The 20,053-nt window shown below is 66.0% G+C and carries 17 protein-coding genes; 7 read left to right on the top strand and 10 right to left on the bottom strand.

Translation table 11 applies throughout. The features are described from left to right. Positions 1-105 precede the first annotated feature (105 nt). From ASD67_RS20670 to ASD67_RS20680, 4 genes are all read right to left on the bottom strand, one after another. The gene (locus ASD67_RS20670) at positions 106-1,017 is read right to left on the bottom strand and encodes a cation diffusion facilitator family transporter (RefSeq protein WP_056351108.1); all 912 of its coding nucleotides are present in this window, start codon (positions 1,015-1,017) and stop codon (positions 106-108) included. A 75-nt stretch (positions 1,018-1,092) separates the two neighbouring features. After that, on the bottom strand, positions 1,093-1,350 hold the full coding sequence (locus tag ASD67_RS22810; RefSeq protein WP_082545220.1) for a DUF3703 domain-containing protein: 258 nt from the start codon (positions 1,348-1,350) through the stop codon (positions 1,093-1,095). Between the two features lie 438 nt (positions 1,351-1,788). Beyond that, the gene (locus ASD67_RS20675; RefSeq protein ID WP_056351110.1) at positions 1,789-2,709 is read right to left on the bottom strand and encodes a M14 family metallopeptidase; all 921 of its coding nucleotides are present in this window, start codon (positions 2,707-2,709) and stop codon (positions 1,789-1,791) included. Positions 2,710-2,951: 242 nt separating this feature from the next. Then, on the bottom strand, positions 2,952-4,583 hold the full coding sequence (locus tag ASD67_RS20680) for a Na+/H+ antiporter (protein ID WP_056351112.1): 1,632 nt from the start codon (positions 4,581-4,583) through the stop codon (positions 2,952-2,954). A 217-nt stretch (positions 4,584-4,800) separates the two neighbouring features. Here ASD67_RS20680 and ASD67_RS23265 point away from each other — a divergent pair, with 217 nt between their 5' ends. Next, entirely contained in the window at positions 4,801-4,995 is a 195-nt protein-coding gene (locus ASD67_RS23265) for a hypothetical protein (protein ID WP_156377811.1), read from the top strand. 3 nt (positions 4,996-4,998) lie between these two features. Here the strand turns inward: ASD67_RS23265 and ASD67_RS20685 are convergent, their stop codons facing one another. The 4 genes from ASD67_RS20685 to ASD67_RS20700 are packed head-to-tail and all read right to left on the bottom strand — an operon-like array spanning position 4,999 to position 11,655. Then, positions 4,999-5,901, bottom strand: a complete 903-nt coding sequence (locus tag ASD67_RS20685; protein WP_056351114.1) for an endonuclease/exonuclease/phosphatase family protein — start codon at positions 5,899-5,901, stop codon at positions 4,999-5,001. A 46-nt stretch (positions 5,902-5,947) separates the two neighbouring features. Further along, entirely contained in the window at positions 5,948-9,151 is a 3,204-nt protein-coding gene (locus ASD67_RS20690) for an error-prone DNA polymerase (RefSeq protein ID WP_056351116.1), read from the bottom strand. A gap of 4 nt (positions 9,152-9,155) precedes the next feature. After that, the gene (locus ASD67_RS20695; RefSeq protein WP_082545221.1) at positions 9,156-10,958 is read right to left on the bottom strand and encodes a DUF6504 family protein; all 1,803 of its coding nucleotides are present in this window, start codon (positions 10,956-10,958) and stop codon (positions 9,156-9,158) included. Beyond that, positions 10,861-11,655 (bottom strand): ImuA family protein, encoded by a 795-nt coding sequence (locus ASD67_RS20700; RefSeq protein ID WP_056351117.1) that lies wholly within the window; start codon positions 11,653-11,655, stop codon positions 10,861-10,863. Before ASD67_RS20700 ends, ASD67_RS20695 begins: the two co-directional genes overlap by 98 nt. Positions 11,656-11,834: 179 nt before the next feature. On the opposite strand from ASD67_RS20700, the gene ASD67_RS20705 reads away from it, so the two are divergent. Next, positions 11,835-13,550 carry a P-loop NTPase fold protein gene (locus ASD67_RS20705; RefSeq protein ID WP_056351119.1) on the top strand — a complete coding sequence of 572 codons (1,716 nt, stop codon included), beginning with the start codon at positions 11,835-11,837 and terminating at the stop codon, positions 13,548-13,550. 27 nt (positions 13,551-13,577) lie between these two features. Here ASD67_RS20705 and ASD67_RS20710 read toward each other — a convergent pair whose 3' ends face one another. Next, complete coding sequence (locus ASD67_RS20710) at positions 13,578-14,195, bottom strand: SOS response-associated peptidase (protein ID WP_056351121.1); 618 nt, start codon at positions 14,193-14,195, stop codon at positions 13,578-13,580. A gap of 54 nt (positions 14,196-14,249) precedes the next feature. On the opposite strand from ASD67_RS20710, the gene ASD67_RS20715 reads away from it, so the two are divergent. Both ASD67_RS20715 and ASD67_RS20720 read left to right on the top strand, forming a co-directional pair. Next, positions 14,250-14,762: an SOS response-associated peptidase family protein gene (locus tag ASD67_RS20715; protein ID WP_235535763.1), complete on the top strand. Its 513-nt coding sequence runs from the start codon at positions 14,250-14,252 to the stop codon at positions 14,760-14,762. Then, complete coding sequence (locus tag ASD67_RS20720) at positions 14,759-15,358, top strand: alpha-ketoglutarate-dependent dioxygenase AlkB (RefSeq protein WP_056351124.1); 600 nt, start codon at positions 14,759-14,761, stop codon at positions 15,356-15,358. Before ASD67_RS20715 ends, ASD67_RS20720 begins: the two co-directional genes overlap by 4 nt. Positions 15,359-15,810: 452 nt before the next feature. Here the strand turns inward: ASD67_RS20720 and ASD67_RS20725 are convergent, their stop codons facing one another. Beyond that, positions 15,811-16,077 (bottom strand): hypothetical protein, encoded by a 267-nt coding sequence (locus ASD67_RS20725; RefSeq protein ID WP_056351125.1) that lies wholly within the window; start codon positions 16,075-16,077, stop codon positions 15,811-15,813. A gap of 494 nt (positions 16,078-16,571) precedes the next feature. On the opposite strand from ASD67_RS20725, the gene ASD67_RS20730 reads away from it, so the two are divergent. Genes ASD67_RS20730 through trbB form a run of 3 tightly spaced genes read left to right on the top strand, consistent with a single transcriptional unit; the run spans position 16,572 to position 20,052 of the window. Beyond that, complete coding sequence (locus ASD67_RS20730) at positions 16,572-18,605, top strand: conjugal transfer protein TraG (RefSeq protein ID WP_056351127.1); 2,034 nt, start codon at positions 16,572-16,574, stop codon at positions 18,603-18,605. After that, the gene (locus tag ASD67_RS20735) at positions 18,602-19,045 is read left to right on the top strand and encodes a CopG family transcriptional regulator (protein WP_235535764.1); all 444 of its coding nucleotides are present in this window, start codon (positions 18,602-18,604) and stop codon (positions 19,043-19,045) included. Before ASD67_RS20730 ends, ASD67_RS20735 begins: the two co-directional genes overlap by 4 nt. After that, complete coding sequence (gene trbB / locus ASD67_RS20740; protein ID WP_056351132.1) at positions 19,042-20,052, top strand: P-type conjugative transfer ATPase TrbB; 1,011 nt, start codon at positions 19,042-19,044, stop codon at positions 20,050-20,052. Before ASD67_RS20735 ends, trbB begins: the two co-directional genes overlap by 4 nt. The last annotated feature ends 1 nt before the right edge of the window (position 20,053 follow it).

The following is a 20,053-nucleotide window of genomic DNA, read 5'->3' on the forward strand; positions in this document are numbered from 1 at the left end:
GGACCTGCAAACGGCGCGGCTGCTTTAAACAAGTTGACCGCAAAAAGCGGACAGTCCGCGATCGGCCAGAGCTCGCCTTATGCGACGCGACCGGACGGGATATGTCTACTCGTGCTCGGGCGCAGCGCATCGCACGCTGTCTGCTTCCATTTGCAACGCTGCATGGGAGATGTCGAATTCGTCCCGTAGCATCTGTGCGATGGCCAATCTGACCGGATCGGGCGCGCTGCCCGGCCGCAACACGACATGGACCGTGAGGCTCCTGTCGTCGCCCGCGACCGACCAGAGATGGAGGTCATGGACTTCGACGACGTCCGGGACGAGTTTGATGGCCGAGCGGACAGCGCTTAGGTCGATGCCTCGGGGAACGCCCTGCAACAGGATGTTGGTCGTGTCGCGGAGCAGAACCCAGGTGCGGGGCAGGACCCATAGTCCGATCGCGATCGCGACGACGGGATCGACCCAGCTCCAACCCGTGAAATATATCAGGACGGCGGCGGCTATGACCCCGAGCGAACCGAGCATATCGGCCCAGACTTCGAGATAGGCGCCCTTGACGTTGAGACTGTCGTCCTTGCCGCCTGCCAGTACGCGCATGGCAATGAGGTTGATCGCCAGTCCTGCCGTTGCCACCAGCAGCATGCCGATCGACTGAACGGGCTGCGGATCGAAAAAGCGATGAATGCCTTCGTACAACACATAGGCCGCCACTGCGAAAAGGAGGACTGCGTTGAAGGCCGCGGCGAGGATCTCGAAGCGGCGATATCCGTAGGTGCGCTTGTTGTCCGGGGGCCGCCGACCGATACGGATCGCTGCGAGCGCGATCGCGAGCGCCGCGGTATCGGTAAACATATGCGCGGCATCCGATAGCAGCGCGAGACTGTGGAAGAGCCACGCTCCCGCCAGTTCGGCAAGCAGGAAGAGGCTGGTGAGTACTAGTGCGATCGTGAGGCTTTTTGCGTTGGCGCCGGCCCCGTGACTATGCCCATGGTCTCCATGATCATGACCTGTGCTCATAGCTTGTTCCTCACTCGATCCCGGCTGTTCTTCGTAAACGGACGTTGCGCGCGGCCGTTGCACCATGTGTAAATCCTATCGGTCATCGGGGTGCTTCGGGGCTGCATAGCTGGCAAGTTCCGGCGGAAGAGGCATGGGACGGAAAGCGCTCACGCGGGCGCGACCGGTATTGCCGACGGGAAGACGCCCGGTGAGCGTGCCCAGCGGGACGAGAGCGAGACGGAATATCTGCCCGGCAGCCTCTCGCCAGTCCCGTAAGGAAACGGCGAAGCGAAGCATTTGCCAGTGCGACCAGAGGTGCAGGGAAAGCCACGGCTGTGCGACGATGTGGATCCTCTCGAGCGCACGCCATGCCGTGTCGCTATCGCCCGATCCGCGCGCGGCCTGCTAGCGACCCAACTTTCCGCGTATCCACGCCTGCGCATCCTGCTTGATCGGATCTGACATTGTTCGCTTCCCGGTTTTTTGATTCGCCATGCTTATGCACCCTGTAGCGACTACAGACTTAAGCCCCATTTCAGCGATCTTGTCGGGCCCTCAATAGCTGCTCCAATTTGGACCGGGCCGTGGCTGGCATCGTTCGACGAGATGGGCGAAGCGCAAGCATGCGGCTTTCGCCGCGGAGAGCCGCACATATTTCGTAATCAGCCGGGAAGGTCGGACCCAGGCGCGCAGCGGCGAGCAAGCCGATGTGCGCCCGCGTCTCGCATCTGGCTATCGGATCAGTCGCTGCGTCTTGAAAGCGATGGTTGCCCTCGGGCGAAGGCTGTATCAAGGGTGCGCGAGCGCATAATCCAGCGCCGCGCGCACCGCAGCTACCTGTGCCCGCACACATTCTTCCGGCTTGGTGCGCGGGCTGTCGGGATAGACTTCGGTGGTCGTCGTGTATCGCGCGCCCGTGATCGACGGGCATAATGCGAGGTCCTTCAGCGGATATTCGATCACGCCCTGGGCAACGACGGTCGAACCGATGATCTCGCCCTCTGCATCGGCAGGTGCGATATGGGTCACCTGTTCGACCGCAGCGATGATCGATTGCTGGAATTGCGGCTGCGGGTTTTCGCTGTCGTCGACGAGGTAGAATCCATCGGGGATCAGGCCGGGTTCAAACGTCTTGCCGTCGCGCGCTGCGCGCGCAGGTCCAAATTCGCTCTCGTCGCTATCGGTGGTCTCGTGCAGGTCGATATGCAGGAGAAACGGGCCTTGCGTGGATCGGACGAGTTCGATCAGCGCAGTGGCTTCGCGCGCGGGTCCATCGGCACGGAAATTCCGGTTCGGATCGATGGCGTCATAGTTCCAGCGGTTGATGCGCTCATAGGCCCACGGACTGACGCAAGGCACTGCCAGCAGGTTGACCTTGCCGGCATAGTCTGCCGCGTCGCTCTCGAGAAAATCGAGCGCACCGAGGACACCGCTCGTTTCGTATCCGTGCACGCCGCCGGTCAGCAGCGCTGTCGGGAGGGCAGGGTCGAAGGTCCGGTCGCGGAGCGCGAGCAATGCGTACTGCTCCCCGTCATAGGCGAGCTGACCATATTCGATCCTTTCGTACCGATCGGCCAGAGCATCGATCCGCGGCACGACGTCGACATCATATCGGCGCTGCCGCGATTGGCGGCTTCGCCACTGTGCGAGTTCGAGAGCGCCCCAGGGCACGCCGGGCGTGCCCACCGGATAGAAGTCTGAATCGGTCATCACATTGTTGCCTTACTGAAGAGCCTTCGCGTAATCAGGGAATGGGCGCGGGTTCAAGCGGGATCGAAGGCGGTTTCGAGGCTCGGGCGGAGTATTTCGGCCTACCCCGCACGTTCAACGCATGCGGCCAACTCGTTGCTGAGGTCGGGCCGGAGCCGTTCGCGGTTCGGCTCATTGGTTATCACGATCGGAACAACAGCGGCGTCGGGCGCGAGCCAAAGGATACGATCGGCACGCGGTTGCTAACCGCGATATCGCGCTTCAGACAGGTCGAGCTCGCGAGTCAGCTTTCGGGCGACCTCACTGCCGATCGCGCGAGCCCGGGCCAGCTCGACGAGCGCTTCGCGTTCGGCATGGACGCCGACAAGCTGGAAGTCCCGCGCAAGCTGCTCCTCTTCCCGGCGCGCCTCCGAAAGGCCCTGGCTGCGGCTCTCGATGCGCTCGCGGTAAAAATCCATGATGCGTGTGCCGGCGGCCGCGTAGATGTCGGCTTCGCCGCGCTCCTCGGCGAGCGCGTGCTGGCGGCGCTCGATCGCGCGGATCGCGGCCTCCGCCGTCGCCACGCGGGCGGTATCTTCCTCGGCTTGCTTCGATGGTTCGGGCGGCATCACCAGCCCTTTCAGCAGCAGGGGCAATCCGATGCTGGCCAGGAGCAGCGATACGATGATGACACCCGCAGCAAGGAAGATCGCGAGGTCGCGCGCGGGAAAGGCCGTGCCGTCGTCGAGCGCCAGCGGCAAGGTCAGGACACCGGCGAGCGTGATCGCGCCGCGCACGCCGGCGAAGGACATCGCGGCGACCAGCCGCCAGTCGGGGCTTTGCATCTCGCTATGGTTGTCACGTTTCCGCAGAATGGTGAGCCGCAGCGACACCCACACCCAGGCGAAGCGCAACGCCGCGAGCCCCGCGACGATCGCGATGACATAGACGCCGAGCCACCAGGGGGCGCTGTGTCCCGTGAGTGCCGCCGTTTCCTTCGCGCCCGAGAGGATTGCGGGCAATTGTTCGCCGAGCAGCACGAAGATGATGCCGTTGAGCGTGAACTGGATTGTGTCCCAGACCGAGTTGCGCCGCATGCGCGTGACCGCCATCGCCTGACGCGAGATTTCCGCGAAGGACATGGTGACGCCGGCGCTCACCGCGGCCAGGATGCCCGAGGCGTGGACATGCTCGGCGAGCAGATAGGAGCCGAACGGGATCAGCAGGCTGACGAGGATTTGCGAGCCGGTATCCTCGCCCCAGCGCTTCGTGACCCAGGCCTTGGCGCGCGTCACCGCCAGCGTGACGGCGACGCCGATCGCGAGTCCGACCCCGGCGACCCAGAGGAAGTTCAGCGCGGCGGCGCCCGCGGAGAAGGTGCCGGTGAGCGCCGCGGCGATCGCGAAGCGCAGACATACGAGGCCCGATGCGTCGTTGAGGAGCGACTCGCCCTCGAGGATGTGCATCATCCGCTTCGGGATGGGTACGCGTGCCGCGATGGCGGCGACGGCGATCGGATCGGTTGGCGATACCACGGCGGCAAGCGCGAACGCGACGGCCATCGGCATCGCCGGGATCATCCAGTGAATGAACAGGCCCATGCCGATGACGGTCAGGAGCACAAGGCCAAGCGCGAGTTCGACGACGGTCGAGACGTCCTTGAACAGCTCATCCTTCGGGATGCGCCAGCCATCGAGGAACAAGAGCGGCGGGAGGAAGAGCAACAGAAACAGCTCGGGGTCGAGTTCGACGCGGTAGGATGTCGAGAGGCCGATAGCGGCTCCGAGCAGGATCTGCACGAGCGGTGTCGGCAGGGAGATGGGCAGCATTCGCGATATCGCGCCGCTGACGACGACGGCCAGCAGCAGAAAGAGTACGATCGATACCGTATCCAATGAGCATCTCCATTTTTCGGGTCATCGTCCTCTAGAGGCCGGGGCTCGCGCAGCGCAACCCTGGAAGGACGCCGTGCGATGTGAGCGGCGATACCTCGCCGATAGCCGAGACGGGTGGCCGACATATGGAGGCGATTGTCATTCGTATGCCCGACCTTCCGCGTCATGGCCGGATGAGGACTTTGATATTCTCCCATTTCTCTTTGTTTAAGGGAACTTGCAGCGCGCTGCCTCGTTGGGCGGTCGCAAGCAGATGACGATGGATCGCGGCGAAGTTCTGAACAAGGAGGAGCGGCTCGGTGGCCTGCCGCACATTCCCCATTCGTCCGGGCGCCATGACCTTCCGGACAAGGATGTCGAGCAATCCGAACGCATCGACGCGGACGAATTCTGGGAGCGGCTTGGCCTTTAGGGTTTAGCGCCTGAGCGTCACCATCACCGGGCAATGATCCGAATAATGCTTCTCGCCGGGGGCGTAGAGCGTCTCTGTGAAGGCGAGCATGTCGCCTCCGGCGCGCTTGTCAAGCACGACATGGTCGATGAAGCTGTCATAACGCCGATCGCATTTCGGGCTGATGCCCTCGTCGGCGAGGCGAAGGTCGGCGTTTTGTGGCTCGCCGTCGTCGATCTCGGTCCAAACGGCGTCGCCAGCAAGGCCGAGACGGCGGTTCCAGTCGCCGAGCACAATGAAGCGGTCGGGGCCGGTCGCGGCTTGATCTATCCACGCCTCGAGCGCCGGGATTTGCTGCTGGAGCGTCGGGCAGGCCTTCGCCTCGTTGCCCGAGAAGCAGCCCGACTTCAGATGGATGCCGAGCAGGCGGAGCGGTGCGCGTCCAGCGGGGCGGAGCGTGATGTCCACGCCCGAGCGGAGCTGCGCGTTGCCGAGCATCAGCGATGTGACGTCGGCGTTGCGGTCGAAGGCAATGTCCTTTTTGATCGCGAAGCCCACCGCCTGCCGGATCACGGTCTGCGTCTTCTGTTCGCCGCCGCAGGTGCCGCTCGGGGCGCCGGGACGGCTTTCCATGACAATCGTGTAGCGGGCGGGGTCGAAGGCGCGCGCCGCTGCGGCCGGGGTCTCGGCTTCCTGGAAGGCGATCACGTCGGCATCGAGCGTGTCGGCGATGCGGCGCATCGCGGCATAATCGGCATCGGTGCGCGGCTGGCAGCCGATGCCATTCTCCTCGGCGAGAAATTCGAGGTTCCAGCTTGCGACCTTGAGCGGCGAGCCCGTCGGCGCCGCCGCGCGCGGCGCGCCTTGCGGCGTCGTGCAGGCGGAGAGGGTCAGGGCGAGTGCGATCGTAGCGGTAAAGCCTGTCATGGTCTTCCTCTGGCGGGCTTGGGCGTCAAGTTCAAGAACGGGCCTCTCATTGAAAATTGCGGCTGCGCTGGCGGAGCGGCTCGCGGCTGTCGGGACCGCCGCCATTGGTCGCGCCGTCGCCGCGTCCGGGCGCGACCGTAAAGCCGGTGCGGCCAATGCTGCCGAGCAGCGCGTCATGGTCGACGATGCGGTCGGCGATGACATGGATGACTTCGCCTTCCTTCTGGAGGCGGCCGCGTATCGCGATCATCGACGCGGCCATGACCTGCCGCCGATAGATTTCGAAGCGGTCGGGCCAGAGGATCGCATTGGCGATCCCCGTCTCGTCCTCGATGGTCACGAACAGCACGCCCTTGGCGCTGCCGGGGCGCTGGCGCACGAGGATGACGCCCGCGACCTCGATATTCTTGCCGTTGGCGATGTCGCGAAGATCGGCGCAGCGCACGATGCCCTGGCGGTCGAGTTCGTCGCGCAGGAAGCTCAGCGGGTGGGCGCGGAGGCTGAGCTGGGTCGCGCGATAATCTTCGACGACCTCGCGGCCGTCGGTCATGGCTCTCAGGATCGTCGGCGGCTCGATCCCTTCGGGGCTGAAGCGGGCTTCACGCTCGTCGGCCGCCTGGAAGAGCGGCAGCGGCGCTTCGTCAAGGCCGCGGGTCTTCCAGAGACCCTGGCGCCGACTCTCGCCCATGACATGAAAGGCGTCAGCCTCGGCGAGCCGCTCGATCGCGGCGCGGGGGACGCCGGCGCGGCGCCAGACATCCTCGACCGCGTCATAGGGAAGGTCGCCGCGCGCCCCGACGATCGCGGCGCCGTGGATGTTGGCGAGGCCGCGAACCTGCCGGAAGCCGAGACGGACCGCGAGATATCGGCCGTCTGCCGCCTCGAGCGTGCAATCCCAATGACTGTGGTTGATCGAGACCGGCCTGACCTCGACGCCATGATTGCGGGCATCGCGCACGATCTGGGCGGGCGCGTAGAAGCCCATCGGCTGGGCGTTGAGGAGCGCGGCGCAAAAGACGTCGGGGTGATGATGCTTCATCCAGCAGCTCGCATAGGCGATCTTCGCGAAGGACGCGGCGTGGCTCTCGGGAAAGCCGTAAGACCCGAAGCCTTCGATCTGCTTGAATGTCCGTTCTGCGAAATCCTTCGGGTAGCCGCGTTCGACCATGCCGCCGACGAGCTTGTCGTAGAAATGGCTGACGCCGCCCGTGAGCTTGAAAGTCGCCATCGCGCGGCGGAGCTGGTCCGCCTCGGCGGGGGTGAAGCCCGCGCCGACGATCGCGACCTTCATCGCCTGTTCCTGGAAGAGCGGGACGCCGAGTGTCTTCTCGAGCACGGCTCTGAGCTCGGGCTTGGGATACTCCGGTTTCTCCTTGCCCTCGCGGCGACGAAGATAGGGATGCACCATGTCGCCCTGGATCGGGCCGGGGCGGACGATCGCGACCTCGATCACGAGATCGTAGAAGCATTTGGGCTTGATGCGCGGCAGCATCGACATCTGCGCGCGGCTCTCGATCTGGAAGACACCCAGCGTATCGGCCTTCTGGATCATGCCGTAGACGGCGGGGTCATCATCCTGGAGGTCGGCCATTCCGACGCGAATATCCTTATGCTCGGCGAGCAGATTGAACGCCCGGTTCATGCAGCCGAGCATGCCGAGGCCGAGCACGTCGACCTTCATGAATTTGAGGGCGTCGATATCGTCCTTGTCCCATTCGATGATCTGCCGGTCTTGCATCCTTGCCGGTTCGATCGGCACGAGATCGTCGAGGCGTTCCTCGGTGAGCACAAAACCGCCGGGATGCTGCGAGAGATGCCGCGGCGTGCCGATAAGCTGGCGGGCGAGGTCGAGCGTCAGGCGGAGGCGATGGTCCTTCGCATTGAGGTTGAGCTTCTCGATCTCCTCGTCGCTGATCCCGTCGACCGACCAGCCCCAGACCAGCCCGGTGAGCATCTTGGTAAGGTCGCGCGGCAGGCCGAGCGCCTTGCCGACCTCGGCAACCGCGCCGCGCGTCCGGTAACGGGTGACTACCGCGGTCAGCGCGCTGCGATGGCGGCCATAGGTCTCGTAGATCCACTGGATGATTTCCTCGCGCCGCTCATGCTCGAAGTCGACATCGATGTCGGGCGGCTCTTTGCGCTCGCCCGAGACGAAGCGCTCGAAGAGCAGTTCGTGGCGGATCGGGTCGATCGAGGTGATGCCGAGCATATAGCAAACGCAGCTATTCGCCGCGCTGCCGCGGCCCTGGCAGAGAATGCCGCGCCGCCGGCTCTCGGTGACGATCGCATTGACGGTCAGGAAATAGGGCGCGTAGCCGAGTTCGCCGATGAGCCTGAGCTCATGGGCGATCTGTTGCTGGTAGGGAGTCGGCAGGCCCTCCGGGAACATCGCTTCGGCCCCCTCGGCAGTCAGCGCGGCAAGGGCTTCCTGGGCGGTGCGGCCTTCCATGACCTGCTCGTACGGATATTGATATTTGATCTCGGCGAGGTCGAAGCGGCAACGCGCGGCGATGTCCGCGCTCGCCGCGATCGCGTCGGGAAACAGCGCGAAGCGGCGTTCCATCTCTGCGGGGCTCTTGAGGCTGCGGTCCATGAAGCGTTCGCGTTTGAACCCCAGCGCGTCGATGCTGGTCTTCTCTCGGATCGCGGTGACGACATCCTGCAGAGGCCGACGTTCGGGCGCATGATAGAGGATGTCGCCTGTTGCGACGCTGCGGACATTTTCCGTGCGGGCGAGGTCGTCGAGAGCGCGGAGGCGCTGCGCGTCGCCGGGGCGGCGGCGGAGCGAGAGCGCCATATGCGCATCTTTGCCGAAGACGTCCGCGAGTTCGGTGAGGTGGAGGCTTGTGATCGCGTCGGACTGGTCGGGGAGGAGGATCGCGACCTGACCTTGCGCATGCGCGGCGATGTCGGGCCAGTCGAGCCAGCATTGGCCCTTGCCGCCGCGCCCCTTGCCGAGGCTGAGCAGGCGGGTGAGCCGCGACCAGGCGGCGCGGTCCCTCGGATAGAGGAGGAGTGCGCGCCCGTCGCGCAGGTCAATGCGCGAGCCGGCGATCATGCGGACGCCCGTCGCCTCCTGGCCGCTGAGGCCCCGGACCATCCCCGCGACGCTGCCGCGGTCGGCGATGCCGAGGGCTGTGTGGCCTTGGAGGGCGGCGGCGGCGAAGAGTTCCTCGGGCGCTGACGCACCGCGCAGGAAGGAAAAATGGCTCGTCACCTGGAGTTCGACATAGGTGGTGTTCGCCGTCATCGGCTCAGCCGAACACGCCGTGGAGATACCAGCTCAGATCGCCGGTTTCGGGCTCGACGGCGTCGCCGCGCCGGAACAGCCAGAAGCGTTCGCCGGTCTCGGCCTCGACTTTGAAATAATCCCTGACCGCCCACATCTCCTGCGCGCGCCGCCACCATTCGCCGTGAATCCGCTCGGGACCATCGCCCGCGATCACGCGGTAGGGCTTGCCGCGCCATGTAAAGCGCCGCGGCGGATGATCGGGGAGCAGCGCGACGACGCCGCGCAGCGCCTCGGGCCTTTCGAGCAGCCGCACCGGGCGTCCCCAGACCGGCCAGCCTTTCGATTTCGCAAGCGGTGCGAGCGCGCGCAGGGCCCGCTCGGGAACGTCGCTTTCGACCGAGGTCAGGCGGAACAGCGCGGCATGGCCCACCCGGCCTGCGAGCTGGTCGACGAGCGGGGCGAGGTCGGGCGCCTTGTCGCCCGCGATCAACGGCGACGCGATCGCCTCGGCGCCGAGCGGCTCGACCTGCGGCGCGCTGAGGCGCATCGCCTCGATCCCGAGGCCGGGCTCGATCTTCTCGATCCTGAGGCCGAACATCCGCTTGAGATGTTTCGCGTCGCCCGTCGCGCGCGATGTGCCGAGTGCAATGACCTGCTCGCCGGCATCGACGCGGACACAGACAAGGGCGGCGGCGCGCAGGCCGAGGCCGCGCCGTTCGAGGGTAGCGATCATGTCGTCGACGAGATCGCCGATCACCTGACCGATCGCTTCGGCGGTCGCGATCGGTTCGACGAGGCGGCGCTCGACGACCGGCATCTCGAACGGCACGAGCGGCTCGATCGGTTCGGGCGCAAGCCCGCGCGCCTGATCGAGGCGCTCGACGGTCTTGAGGCCGAGGCGCCGCGCGAGTGGGCCGCGCGGCATCGGGTAGAGGTCGGCGACGCGTTCGATGCCGAACCGGGCTGCGGCGGTCAGCGCCTCGGGCGTCAGCCGGAGCGAGGCCAGCGGCAGTCCGGCGAGCGCCTCGGTCTCGGAACCAGCCGGAAGGACGACTATCTTCTCGCCTGAATAGCGTGCGAGCGCATGGGCGGCGCCGGCCGTCCCGGCGACAGCGATCGTGCCGGTCATTCCGAGGCGTTTCAGAAAAGCGAGAAGGCGGCGGCAGAAGCGCGCTTCGCCGCCGAAGAGATGCGTCGTTCCGGTCAGATCGAGCCACAGCCCGTCGGTCCCGGCGACGGCGGCGGTCGGCGTCCAGTGACGCACGGCATGGAGCGTGAGACGATCGAGCAGCGCGGCATCGGCTTGCGGCTCGGCGTCGCCGACATCAAGGTCGGGAACCAGCGCGCGCGCGTGGGCGGCGGCCATGCCGGGGCTGAGCCCGAGATCGCTCGCGAGCGGGCACGCGGCGGTCACCACGTCGCGCTGTCCCGCGCGCGCCACGAGAATGCGCGGCTTCAATCCCCAGAGTGGAGGCAGAGCGGGCGGAGGCATCGCCGAGGCGCCGCCCTCGTCGCCGGGCGCGGGGCGAAAGGGCGAGGGCGCCGCTTCGCTGCGGCGTCCCATCTCGCGCATCGTGGGACGCTGATGCGCCGGGAGGTCTGCGAAATCAGGCTCTCGCGCCCAGCGCGCACCCGGCCGCCAGCCGCCGCCGCGCGGGACCGAACAGGAACCGGGGTCGTCGTCGGTGGCGGGAACGGGCGGCGTGACGGATGCCGCGCGGGCGCCGTCAGGCGGCGCGCCCGACCGCGACGGATAGGTCCGCTCCATCCTGCGCAGTCGCTCGATCGCGAGCTGCGGCAGGAAGAGCGAGGCGACCCTGGTCATCGCACGCCTCCAGTTCGAGGGAAAAAGGCGGGCCGCCGCGCTGGCGGACGAGCTCGACCGACCAGCGCGCGCGCCCGACGCCGGGGGCTGCGATCGGGGTGGAGGGTAAACAGCCGATCCGCCAGCGCGTGCAGGCGAGCGATGGCTCCGCGAGCGGGCAACGACCCTGCCGGCGATGACGGCGATAGAGGAGGAGGGGCGTGCAGCCTTCGGACGCCGCGAGCTGGAGGCGGCGCGTTGCGGTCTGGTCGATCGTCTTAACCTCGGCGATCACGCAGGCGAGCGCGCCATCGCGCACCCCGTCCTCGGCGAGCGCTAGCACATCCTTGTCGTCGTGGCCCTGCGCATAGAAGATATGATCGGGAGAAAGCCCCGCTTGTTCGAGACCGGGAGCGTAGAGGTCGAAGCGCGAGAGTGCCCAGAGGATGTTGAGGCCGGGCTGATCTGCGAAGCGCGCGGCGATACCGGCGGCGAACAGCGTCGCGGCGGCATCGTCGCTCCAGCTCGGCGATGCGCCTGCGATCTCGTGGAGGCCTGCCCCATCGAGGCCGCGATCGGCGAGGCGCTCGTCGAGTGCGGCGACGCCGAAGGCGAGCGCGGGGCCGCGTTCGCCGCGGACGCGTGCAACCGCATCGCGAAGCGCGGCAAGCTCCTCGGCACTGGGCCGGGAGAGGGGCGAGGGTAGCGTGAATGTCATAGGGTAACGACTCAAATGTTCCCTATATGTTCCATTGAGTCGGGACCGGCGTCAAGGCGCGATAATTGGATGCTGTATGTGACGCAGCGCAAGATCCGCGTCGATGCTGGAAAAAGCTGCCGGGATCGCTAGTTTTGTTGGTGGAAGGCGCGATTTTTTGCGCCCACAGGGGGCTTGATATGTCGCAAAAGCGCGCGCTCAACGAAATTGAGCGGTTTCTGTCATCGGCAGCCCCGGAGGTGTTGAGCATCGCGGGGCGCTGGGGCGTGGGGAAGACTTACGCTTGGGACACGATGCTGCAGGCCAAGCGTGCGACCGCAGCGCTCCGCCACTATGCCTATGTGTCGGCTTTCGGCCTCAAGAGCCTCGAGGCGGTCAAAACCGCGATCGTCCAGTCGACCGTCAGTCTGCAGGGCAATGAACTCGAACCGACAGTAGATTCATTCGTTGAACATCTCCGGAGCTTCGAGGGCCTTCGGAAACTTGGCGGCGAAGTCACCCGAAAAGGTTTGAACATCTTCGCTACGGGCGCCGCGGCAATACCTCATGTCGGCAAGATGGCTGATCTGCTCGCACCGGGCGCTTCCTTGCTAATCCGCAACCAGATCGTCTGCATCGACGATATCGAACGCGCAGGAAAGGGACTGGATGTCGCTGACATATTGGGTCTCGTGTCGTTTCTGCGCGAGCGGCGGAATTGCAAGGTCGTCCTGCTTCTCAATGAAGACGGGCTCGGCAAGCAAGGCGCCAAATATCGGCAATATCTCGAGAAGGTCGTCGACCAAGCCGTCGCCTTTGAGCCGACCGCCGAAGAGTCGATCGCCGCCGCCCTGCCGCCGGGCGACGCCTTGGGCGAGCTGGTGGCGAAGCACGCGATTGCACTTGGCATAACGAATATTCGCGTCATCCGGCGTATTCGCCGCTTCCTGTCCTATCTCGAGCCGCAATTGGCGGGACTGCACGACGGCGTCGCCGATAATGTCGTCCATTCGATCGTGTTGATTGGCTGGTGCGTCTTCGAACCAAAGCTCGCCCCGGACATCGAGCGGGTTCGCAGACACAATCTCTTTCTAGGCATGCTCGGCGAGGACCAGCGAACCGCCGAGGAGCTGCGCGATGACCAAATCCTTCAGAGCTATGGATTTGGCGGGTTCGACAAGCTCGATGAGCTCATCTTCGATGGCCTGAAGGCCGGGGCTTTCGATACTGACGCGCTGCAAATGGCCTTGGCCGAAGTGAATGGCCGATACGCGAATGAGGACGCGCGGAAAGCGATTCAGAAGCCGTGGGACACTTTTGGCGAAAGCTTCGATGCGGATGCAGACGCGCTGATGGACTCGCTCGTCGCGTCGATCGAAAACCATGCCGACGCGATGTCCCCGGCACAGGCGTCCGACGCGCTGGACGTGTTGCGCGAACTTGGCCGCCCCCAAGAGGCCGAACGCCTTCTCCCCATCTATCTCGAAGCCCAGAACGGTCGTCCGCGCGAGTTTTTTGCAACTGGCCGCGAAGGCGCCCGGCGTCTGATCGATCCCGCGATCGCTGCAGCATTCGAGCAGAAACTGAACGACATGCCGCTCGAGAAGGACCCGGCGCAAATCCTCGTCGACATCGGGACGAAAAACGGCTGGAATCCAGCCGACGTCGCCTTTCTCGCGACAGTGCCGGTCGATAAATATGTCGATCTGCTCCGGCAACTTCGTGGCGACGACCTGCACAGCGCGGTCCGGGCGGGCCTGCGGTTCGGCGAATTCGCCAATCCGGACGGCAATGATCAGGAAGTCGCCAAGCGGATGGACGCTGCCTTGAAGAAGATCGGCGAGGACAATGCGCTCAATCGTATGCGGGTCAAACCCTATCTGAAGAACGAGGCGCCGGCCGAGCAAGCCGAATAGGGCGTATAGGCGTTGGCTTGGGCGGCGCTATAACGCCAGGCTGGCTTGCGCGGGTGGCTTCCCGAATACCTGCCTGACCTCGAGACTGCCCGCCGGGAGCCATTGCAGGACCTGTTCGGCAGGAACCTCGGGATCGAGCCAGTCGGCCCAGCTTGTTCGCGCGAGCGGGATGATCTGGCGGTGATGATAGGGGGCGACGTCGGGGCCGGCGTCCATCGTGAGCAATGTGAACGCTTCGCCGTCGTCATATGCGCGCCAGATACCGGCCATGCAAAACCAGCGATGGTCCTTCATCGTGAACAGCCATTTATCGAGCCGTTTCTGCGCCTTATCTTCCGGATCGGTGAACTCGTAGAAGCCGTCGCACAGAACGAGGCAGCGGTGCGAGACGAAGCTGCGGCCTTCCGAGCGGAAATTGTAGATCGGGTTGCCCTTGGGGCCGGGCCAGCTCCATCGCCGGTTGACGAGCTCGCCGGTGGCGCGCGTCTCACCGCTCCGCACGATCGGGCCCATGTCGGTGATGCGGACATCTTCGCGCGCGGGCACGTTCGGCGCGCCTTCGGGCATATCGATCTTGATCTTGAGGTCGTCGAAGTCCTCCGCGATGGACGCGATGTCGACCTCGAGCCGATAGTCGTTGCACATGATCGCTTAATTCCCGCCCTTGCGACTCGTTCATGTTCCCATTATGTTCCAATCGTGAGCACGGCGCCAACCCCCTTCGATCCCGACGCTCCGCAAGGCGGCAAGCGCGCGCTCGTCCGGCGCAATCCCGACGATCCAGCCGAGATCGAGATGGTCGAAGCCGTGTGGGGCAGCGATCCACGTTTCAGCGACGGTGTCAATTTTCGCTTCGTCCGTTCGGAAGGACGCGCCTTTCCCGCGCGCCGCTGTCTCATTCCCGCATCGGAGTTCCGGATGGGCACCGGCGATCATCGCTACCGCGTGACGCTCGACAGCGGCAATTTCTTCTATCTCGCGGCCATCTGGGATCCGCCGCTCGCCGACTGGCCGCTATCCTACCGGATCGTCACCATGCCGGCGGGCGCCGATATCATTCCCTACCAGTCGCGCCATGGCCTCATCATCCAGCGCCGCGACGTGATGCGCTGGCTCGACGGGACCGGCATCGACAAGGACTTGCTCGCCGAGCTTCCGCGCCACTCGTTGTTCGTCGAACCGCTGAAGGCGCAAGCCGCGCTACCGCTATGAGTGTGCCCCTCCGTGCGAGGCAGGGCGACCTGTTCGGCTCGCCCTTGCTGCCCGGCCTCGCTTACGCCGAGGGTGTCGTCGACGAGCCCGAGGAACGGTCGCTGATCGGCCAGATCGCGGCGGCTGGGCTGGAGCCGTTCCAGTTTCAGCAATGGACGGGCAAGCGGATGACGCGTTCCTTCGGCTGGACCTATGATTTCCAGACGGGGCGCTTTGCGCGGTCCGAGCCATTGCCGGCCTGGCTCGAACCGCTACGCGACCGGGCCGCGCGCTTCGCCGGCCTCGAGCCCGGCGATCTCGTGCAGGCGCTGCTGATCGAATATGGCGTGGGCGCGGGGATCGGCTGGCACAAGGATCGTCCGGTCTTCGAACATGTCGTCGGGGTTTCGCTGGGCGCCGAGGCTGTCATGCGCTTCCGGAGGCGTGTCGGCCCGGATTTCGAACGCGTCTCCGTGCCGCTGGCGCCGCGGTCGATCTACCATATGGACGGCGAGGCGCGGAGCGACTGGGAACATAGCTTGGTCGATATGCCGGCGCCGCGCTGGTCGGTCACCTTTCGTAGCCTCCATCCATCATTCGCCGCGCGTCTTGGCTGAGGCCGGGAGCAATGGGTTTCGCGGGGAGCTTTCGGGCGCGGGGCAAGTGTAGCGCCGGCTGCCCGCAGGGCACCGGATGGCCCAGATGATACGCGGCAGCGCCCTCGCGATCTGCGCGATCGTGAAAAGACCGGCCAACAGCAAAACCTCACCCATACCACCGCATCCTCACAAAGGATCGAGCATGGTCCCGATCCGCATCGCCTTTTGCCGCGACAACAAGCCGCTGATCCACGGGTTTCTTGCGGCGGATTCCGCTTTCTGCCGGGTTCGGACACCTTCCTAAGAGCCTGGCGGCCGACAGGTCTGTCCGGTTCGCTATGCCGAAACGGGCAAGTTTGTCCGGCCGCCACGACCGGTGCCGCGAGGGAGGTTTAGCGGGCTGCGCGAACAAGATAATGTCTCCCGAATCCACGATCATGGATTCGTGGACGCGGGGCTTGCGGGCAGTGTCACAGCAGACCGATGATCGCGGAGGCGACCCGGGCGGGCAGGGGGCTATTGCCGAGCAGCCAGCCGGCCGTCACGATCGCCGCGGCCAAAAGCAGCGCGCGGACGATGAGGACAAGCGCGGCGAGCCCGGAGTGGCCGGCATCGACGAACGCCTGGACTTGCAAGGTCTCGGCCTCGTGGCGCGACATGGCCGCGGCAGGGCGGCGCAGCGAGCGCCGCGATCGGGAAACAGGGGTTTCATTATCGGGATTGTTCGGGTTTTTCATTCTACACCTCACGGAGTCCGCGCCAAAATTACATGCCGTCAGGCTGGCGAAAGGAAGTTACCGTGAGGGGGAAAGCCCTCCGGGCTGGAGTGCCGCTCCGGGCTGATTCGTGTCAAGCTTCACGTTTCAGTTTTTCTACATTCGCTACTCTTGACGCCCCCGTTCGGAGAAGTCGGCGGTAGCGCTTCGGCCCGCGGATATGACGGAGATCGACCGCAAGCGCGGGGTTGCGGCCCCCGGATTTGCGTGGGAACGCGACAATCCTCCTATCGGCAGCCCGAAGAAGGGCGGCCCTCCGATCAGCAGGTCGAAACGGTCGCTCATCGACGGCAGCGGCGGGTAGTCGCCCGAAAAGATGATCGCGTAACATGAAGAAGCGCTTGTGCGTCGCAAAGGCCCCCGGTGCGGCGGAGGTGCGATGGTCGCTGGCGGCTCTCTGGAGGATTTTGATCGCTTGAAGTCCGCGGCACGGTGGCCCGGGCGGGAGCGGCGCCATGACCCCGACCAAATTGCTCATCGGCCAGATCTTGATCGTGCTCGCGATCATGATGGCGGGCGTCTGGATGGCGACGCAATGGGCGGCCGCGATGCTCGGCTATCAGCAGGCGCTCGGGTCGCCCTGGTTCCTTGTCGGCGGCATGCCCGTGTACCGGCCCTGGGCGCTGTTCGGCTGGTGGTATCATTATGAAGCCTATGCGCCGCAGGTCTTCGACCGGGCGGGCAGCCTCGCGGCGGCGAGCGGCTTTCTCGGCTGTGCATCGGCGATCGGCGGCTCGCTCTGGCGCGCGCGCCAGCGCGGGCGCGTCACGACCTATGGCTCGGCGCGCTGGGCGAGCGAGCGCGAGATCGACCGCGCGGGGCTGCGCGGCGACAGCGGCGTGTTCCTCGGGCGCCATCGCGGCCGCTATCTGCGCCACGCTGGCCCCGAGCATGTCATGGCCTTCGCGCCGACCCGCTCGGGCAAGGGCGTCGGGCTCGTCGTCCCGACCTTGCTCTCATGGACGGGCTCGGCGGTGGTCCACGACATCAAGGGCGAGAACTGGACGCTGACCTCGGGCTGGCGGTCGCGCTTCTCGCACTGCCTCTATTTCGATCCGACCGACGCGCGCTCGGCGCGCTACAATCCGCTGCTCGAAGTGCGCCGCGGCCTCCACGAAGTGCGCGACGTCCAGAATATCGCCGACATCCTCGTCGACCCCGAAGGGGCGCTCGAGAAGCGCAACCATTGGGAAAAGACGAGCCACGCTTTGCTCGTCGGCGCGATCTTGCATATCCTCTATGCCGAGGAGCAGAAGACGCTGGCGCGTGTCGCGAGCTTCCTCTCCGATCCGTCGCGCAGCTTCGTTTCGACGCTCGCGGCGATGATGCGTACCAATCATCTGGGGACCGACAAGGTGCCGCTAGTCCATCCGGTGGTGGCGTCGGCGGCGCGGGAGCTCCTCAACAAGAGCGAGAATGAGCGCTCTGGCGTGCTGTCGACGGCAATGTCGTTCTTGGGCCTCTACCGCGATCCGACGATCGCGGCGGTGACCTCGGGCTGCGACTGGCGGATTTGCGATCTCGTGTCCGGGGCGCGGCCCTGCTCGCTCTATCTCGTCATCCCGCCGTCCGACATCTCGCGCACCAAGCCGCTCGTCCGCCTCATCCTCAACCAGATCGGGCGCCGGCTCACCGAGAAGCTCGACGATGGCCGCTCGTCGGTCCGGCGCCACGAACTGCTGCTGATGCTCGACGAGTTTCCGGCGCTCGGGCGGCTCGACTTCTTCGAGACCGCGCTTGCCTTCATGGCGGGCTACGGCATCCGCTCCTTCCTCATCGCGCAGTCGCTGAACCAGATTTCCAAGGCTTACGGCGAGAACAACGCGATCCTCGACAATTGCCATGTCCGCGTCGCGTTCGCGACCAACGACGAGCGCACCGCGAAGCGCATCTCGGACGCGCTCGGCACTGCGACTGAACAGCGCGCGATGCGCAACTATGCCGGCCACCGCCTCGCGCCCTGGCTCGCGCATGTCATGGTCAGCCGGCAGGAGACGGCGCGCGCGCTGCTCACTCCGGGCGAGGTGATGCAGCTTCCCGCCGACGAGGAACTGGTGCTCGTCTCGGGTCTTGCGCCGATCAAGGCGAAGAAGCTTCGCTATTATGAGGACCTGAACTTCGCCCCGCGGCTGCTCGGCGCGCCCGAGCTCGCGGACGGCGGCTTTGCCGACCGGCCCGCGGGGCGGCCGCACGACTGGGAGGCGGTGCTTGCATCCGCCGATCCGCGGCTCGGCGGCGATGGTATGGAAGACGGCGAGGGCGCCACCGGCGGCGTCCAGCAGGCGCGCGAGCCCGAGCTGCCGGAAGCGGTCGCTCCAAAGCATGAGGCGACGTCGGCCGCCAATCCGCTCGGTCTCGACGATGATGCCGATCCGGCGATCGACAAGAAGCTGATGGATGCGGCGCGGCCGCTCGCGCCGGTCCTCGCCGGCCATGCGATCGACGAGGCGCTGCATCGTAGCGGCGGCCAGTTGGATCTCGGGCTGTGAACACGAAGCCCGGCACGGCTGCACCAGTGCGCGCGGGCATGCGCGGCGGCGAGGTGCGCCACCAGCTCTTCCTGCCCGCCGATCTCAGCGAACGGCTCGAGGCGCTCGCGCGGCGGCCCGGCGTCACCAAATCCTCGATCCTCGCCGCGGCGCTCGGCGCCTGGCTCGACCGTGAAGCGGAAAATAGTCTCGATGCTCGCTTCGGTCCGCGGCTCGACCGGATGGCGCGGCAGGCGGCCCGCATCGAGCGCAACAGCCAGATCGGCATCGAGGTGCTCGCGCTTTTCATACGCTACATGCTCGCCTCGGTGCCGCCGGTCGCCGATGGCGACGAGGCGGCGCGCGCGCAGGGCCGCGAGCGCTTCGACTGGTTCACCATGAAGGTTGCCGAAGCCTTCTCGCGAGGCGCGGGAAGTTTCGGGGTCGAGGTGACGCCATGACGCCGGGGGCGAGGGATGGCGCGGCCGATAGCGCGCGGGAAAGCGAAAGCCGCCGCCGGACGATGCTGCGCTCGGCGATGGGCCCGGCGATCGCGCGGGCGCTCGCCGATCCGCGCGTCATCGAAGTGATGGTCAATCCCGACGGCGCGCTGCGCGTCGATATTCTCGGCGAGGGGCGGGTCGATACCGGAGACCGGCTCGAGGCCGCGCAGATCGAGCGGATCGTCCGGCTCGTCGCAAGCCATGCGCGCACCGAGGTCCATGCCGCCTCGCCGATCGTCTCGGCCGAGCTGCCGCCGCATGGGCAAGGGGCAGGCGAGCGTTTCGAGGGGCTGCTTCCGCCCGTCTCGACCGCGCCCTGCTTCGCGATCCGCAAGCCGGCGGCGAAGCTGTTCACCCTGCTCGACTATGTCGAGGCGGGCATCTGCACCGCCGAATGCGCGCGGCTGCTATCGCTGGCGGTTGTCGAGCGGCGCAACATCCTCGTCGCGGGCGGCGCCTCGTCGGGCAAGACGACGCTCGCCAACGCGCTGCTCGCCGAAATGGCGGCGCTCGACGAGCGCGTGATCCTGATCGAGGACACGCGCGAGCTGCAATGCCCGGCGCCCGACCGGGTCGAGCTCAGGACCCGCGCGGGTCACGTCTCTATGGCCGACCTCGTGCGCTCGACGCTGCGACTCCGCCCCGACCGGATCATCGTCGGCGAAGTGCGCGGGCCCGAGGCGCTCGACATGCTCAAGGCGTGGAATACCGGCCATCCCGGCGGGATCGCGACGATCCATGCCAATAGCGCGCCTGCTGCGCTCACCCGCGTCGAGCAGCTTGTTCAGGAAAGCGTCGTGAGCGTGCCGCGCCGGCTGATCGCCGAGGCAATCGACCTCGTCGTCTTCATCGCCGGGCGCGGCCTCGGGCGCCGGATCGCCACGCTCGCGCGCGTCGACGGCGTCACCGACGGCGGTGCCTATGCGCTCGCCGAGCTCCCCATCCATTCCCTTGATGTCGCCTGAA

It is taken from the genome of Sphingopyxis sp. Root1497, assembly GCF_001427085.1.
In the GTDB taxonomy this organism is placed as follows: domain Bacteria; phylum Pseudomonadota; class Alphaproteobacteria; order Sphingomonadales; family Sphingomonadaceae; genus Sphingopyxis.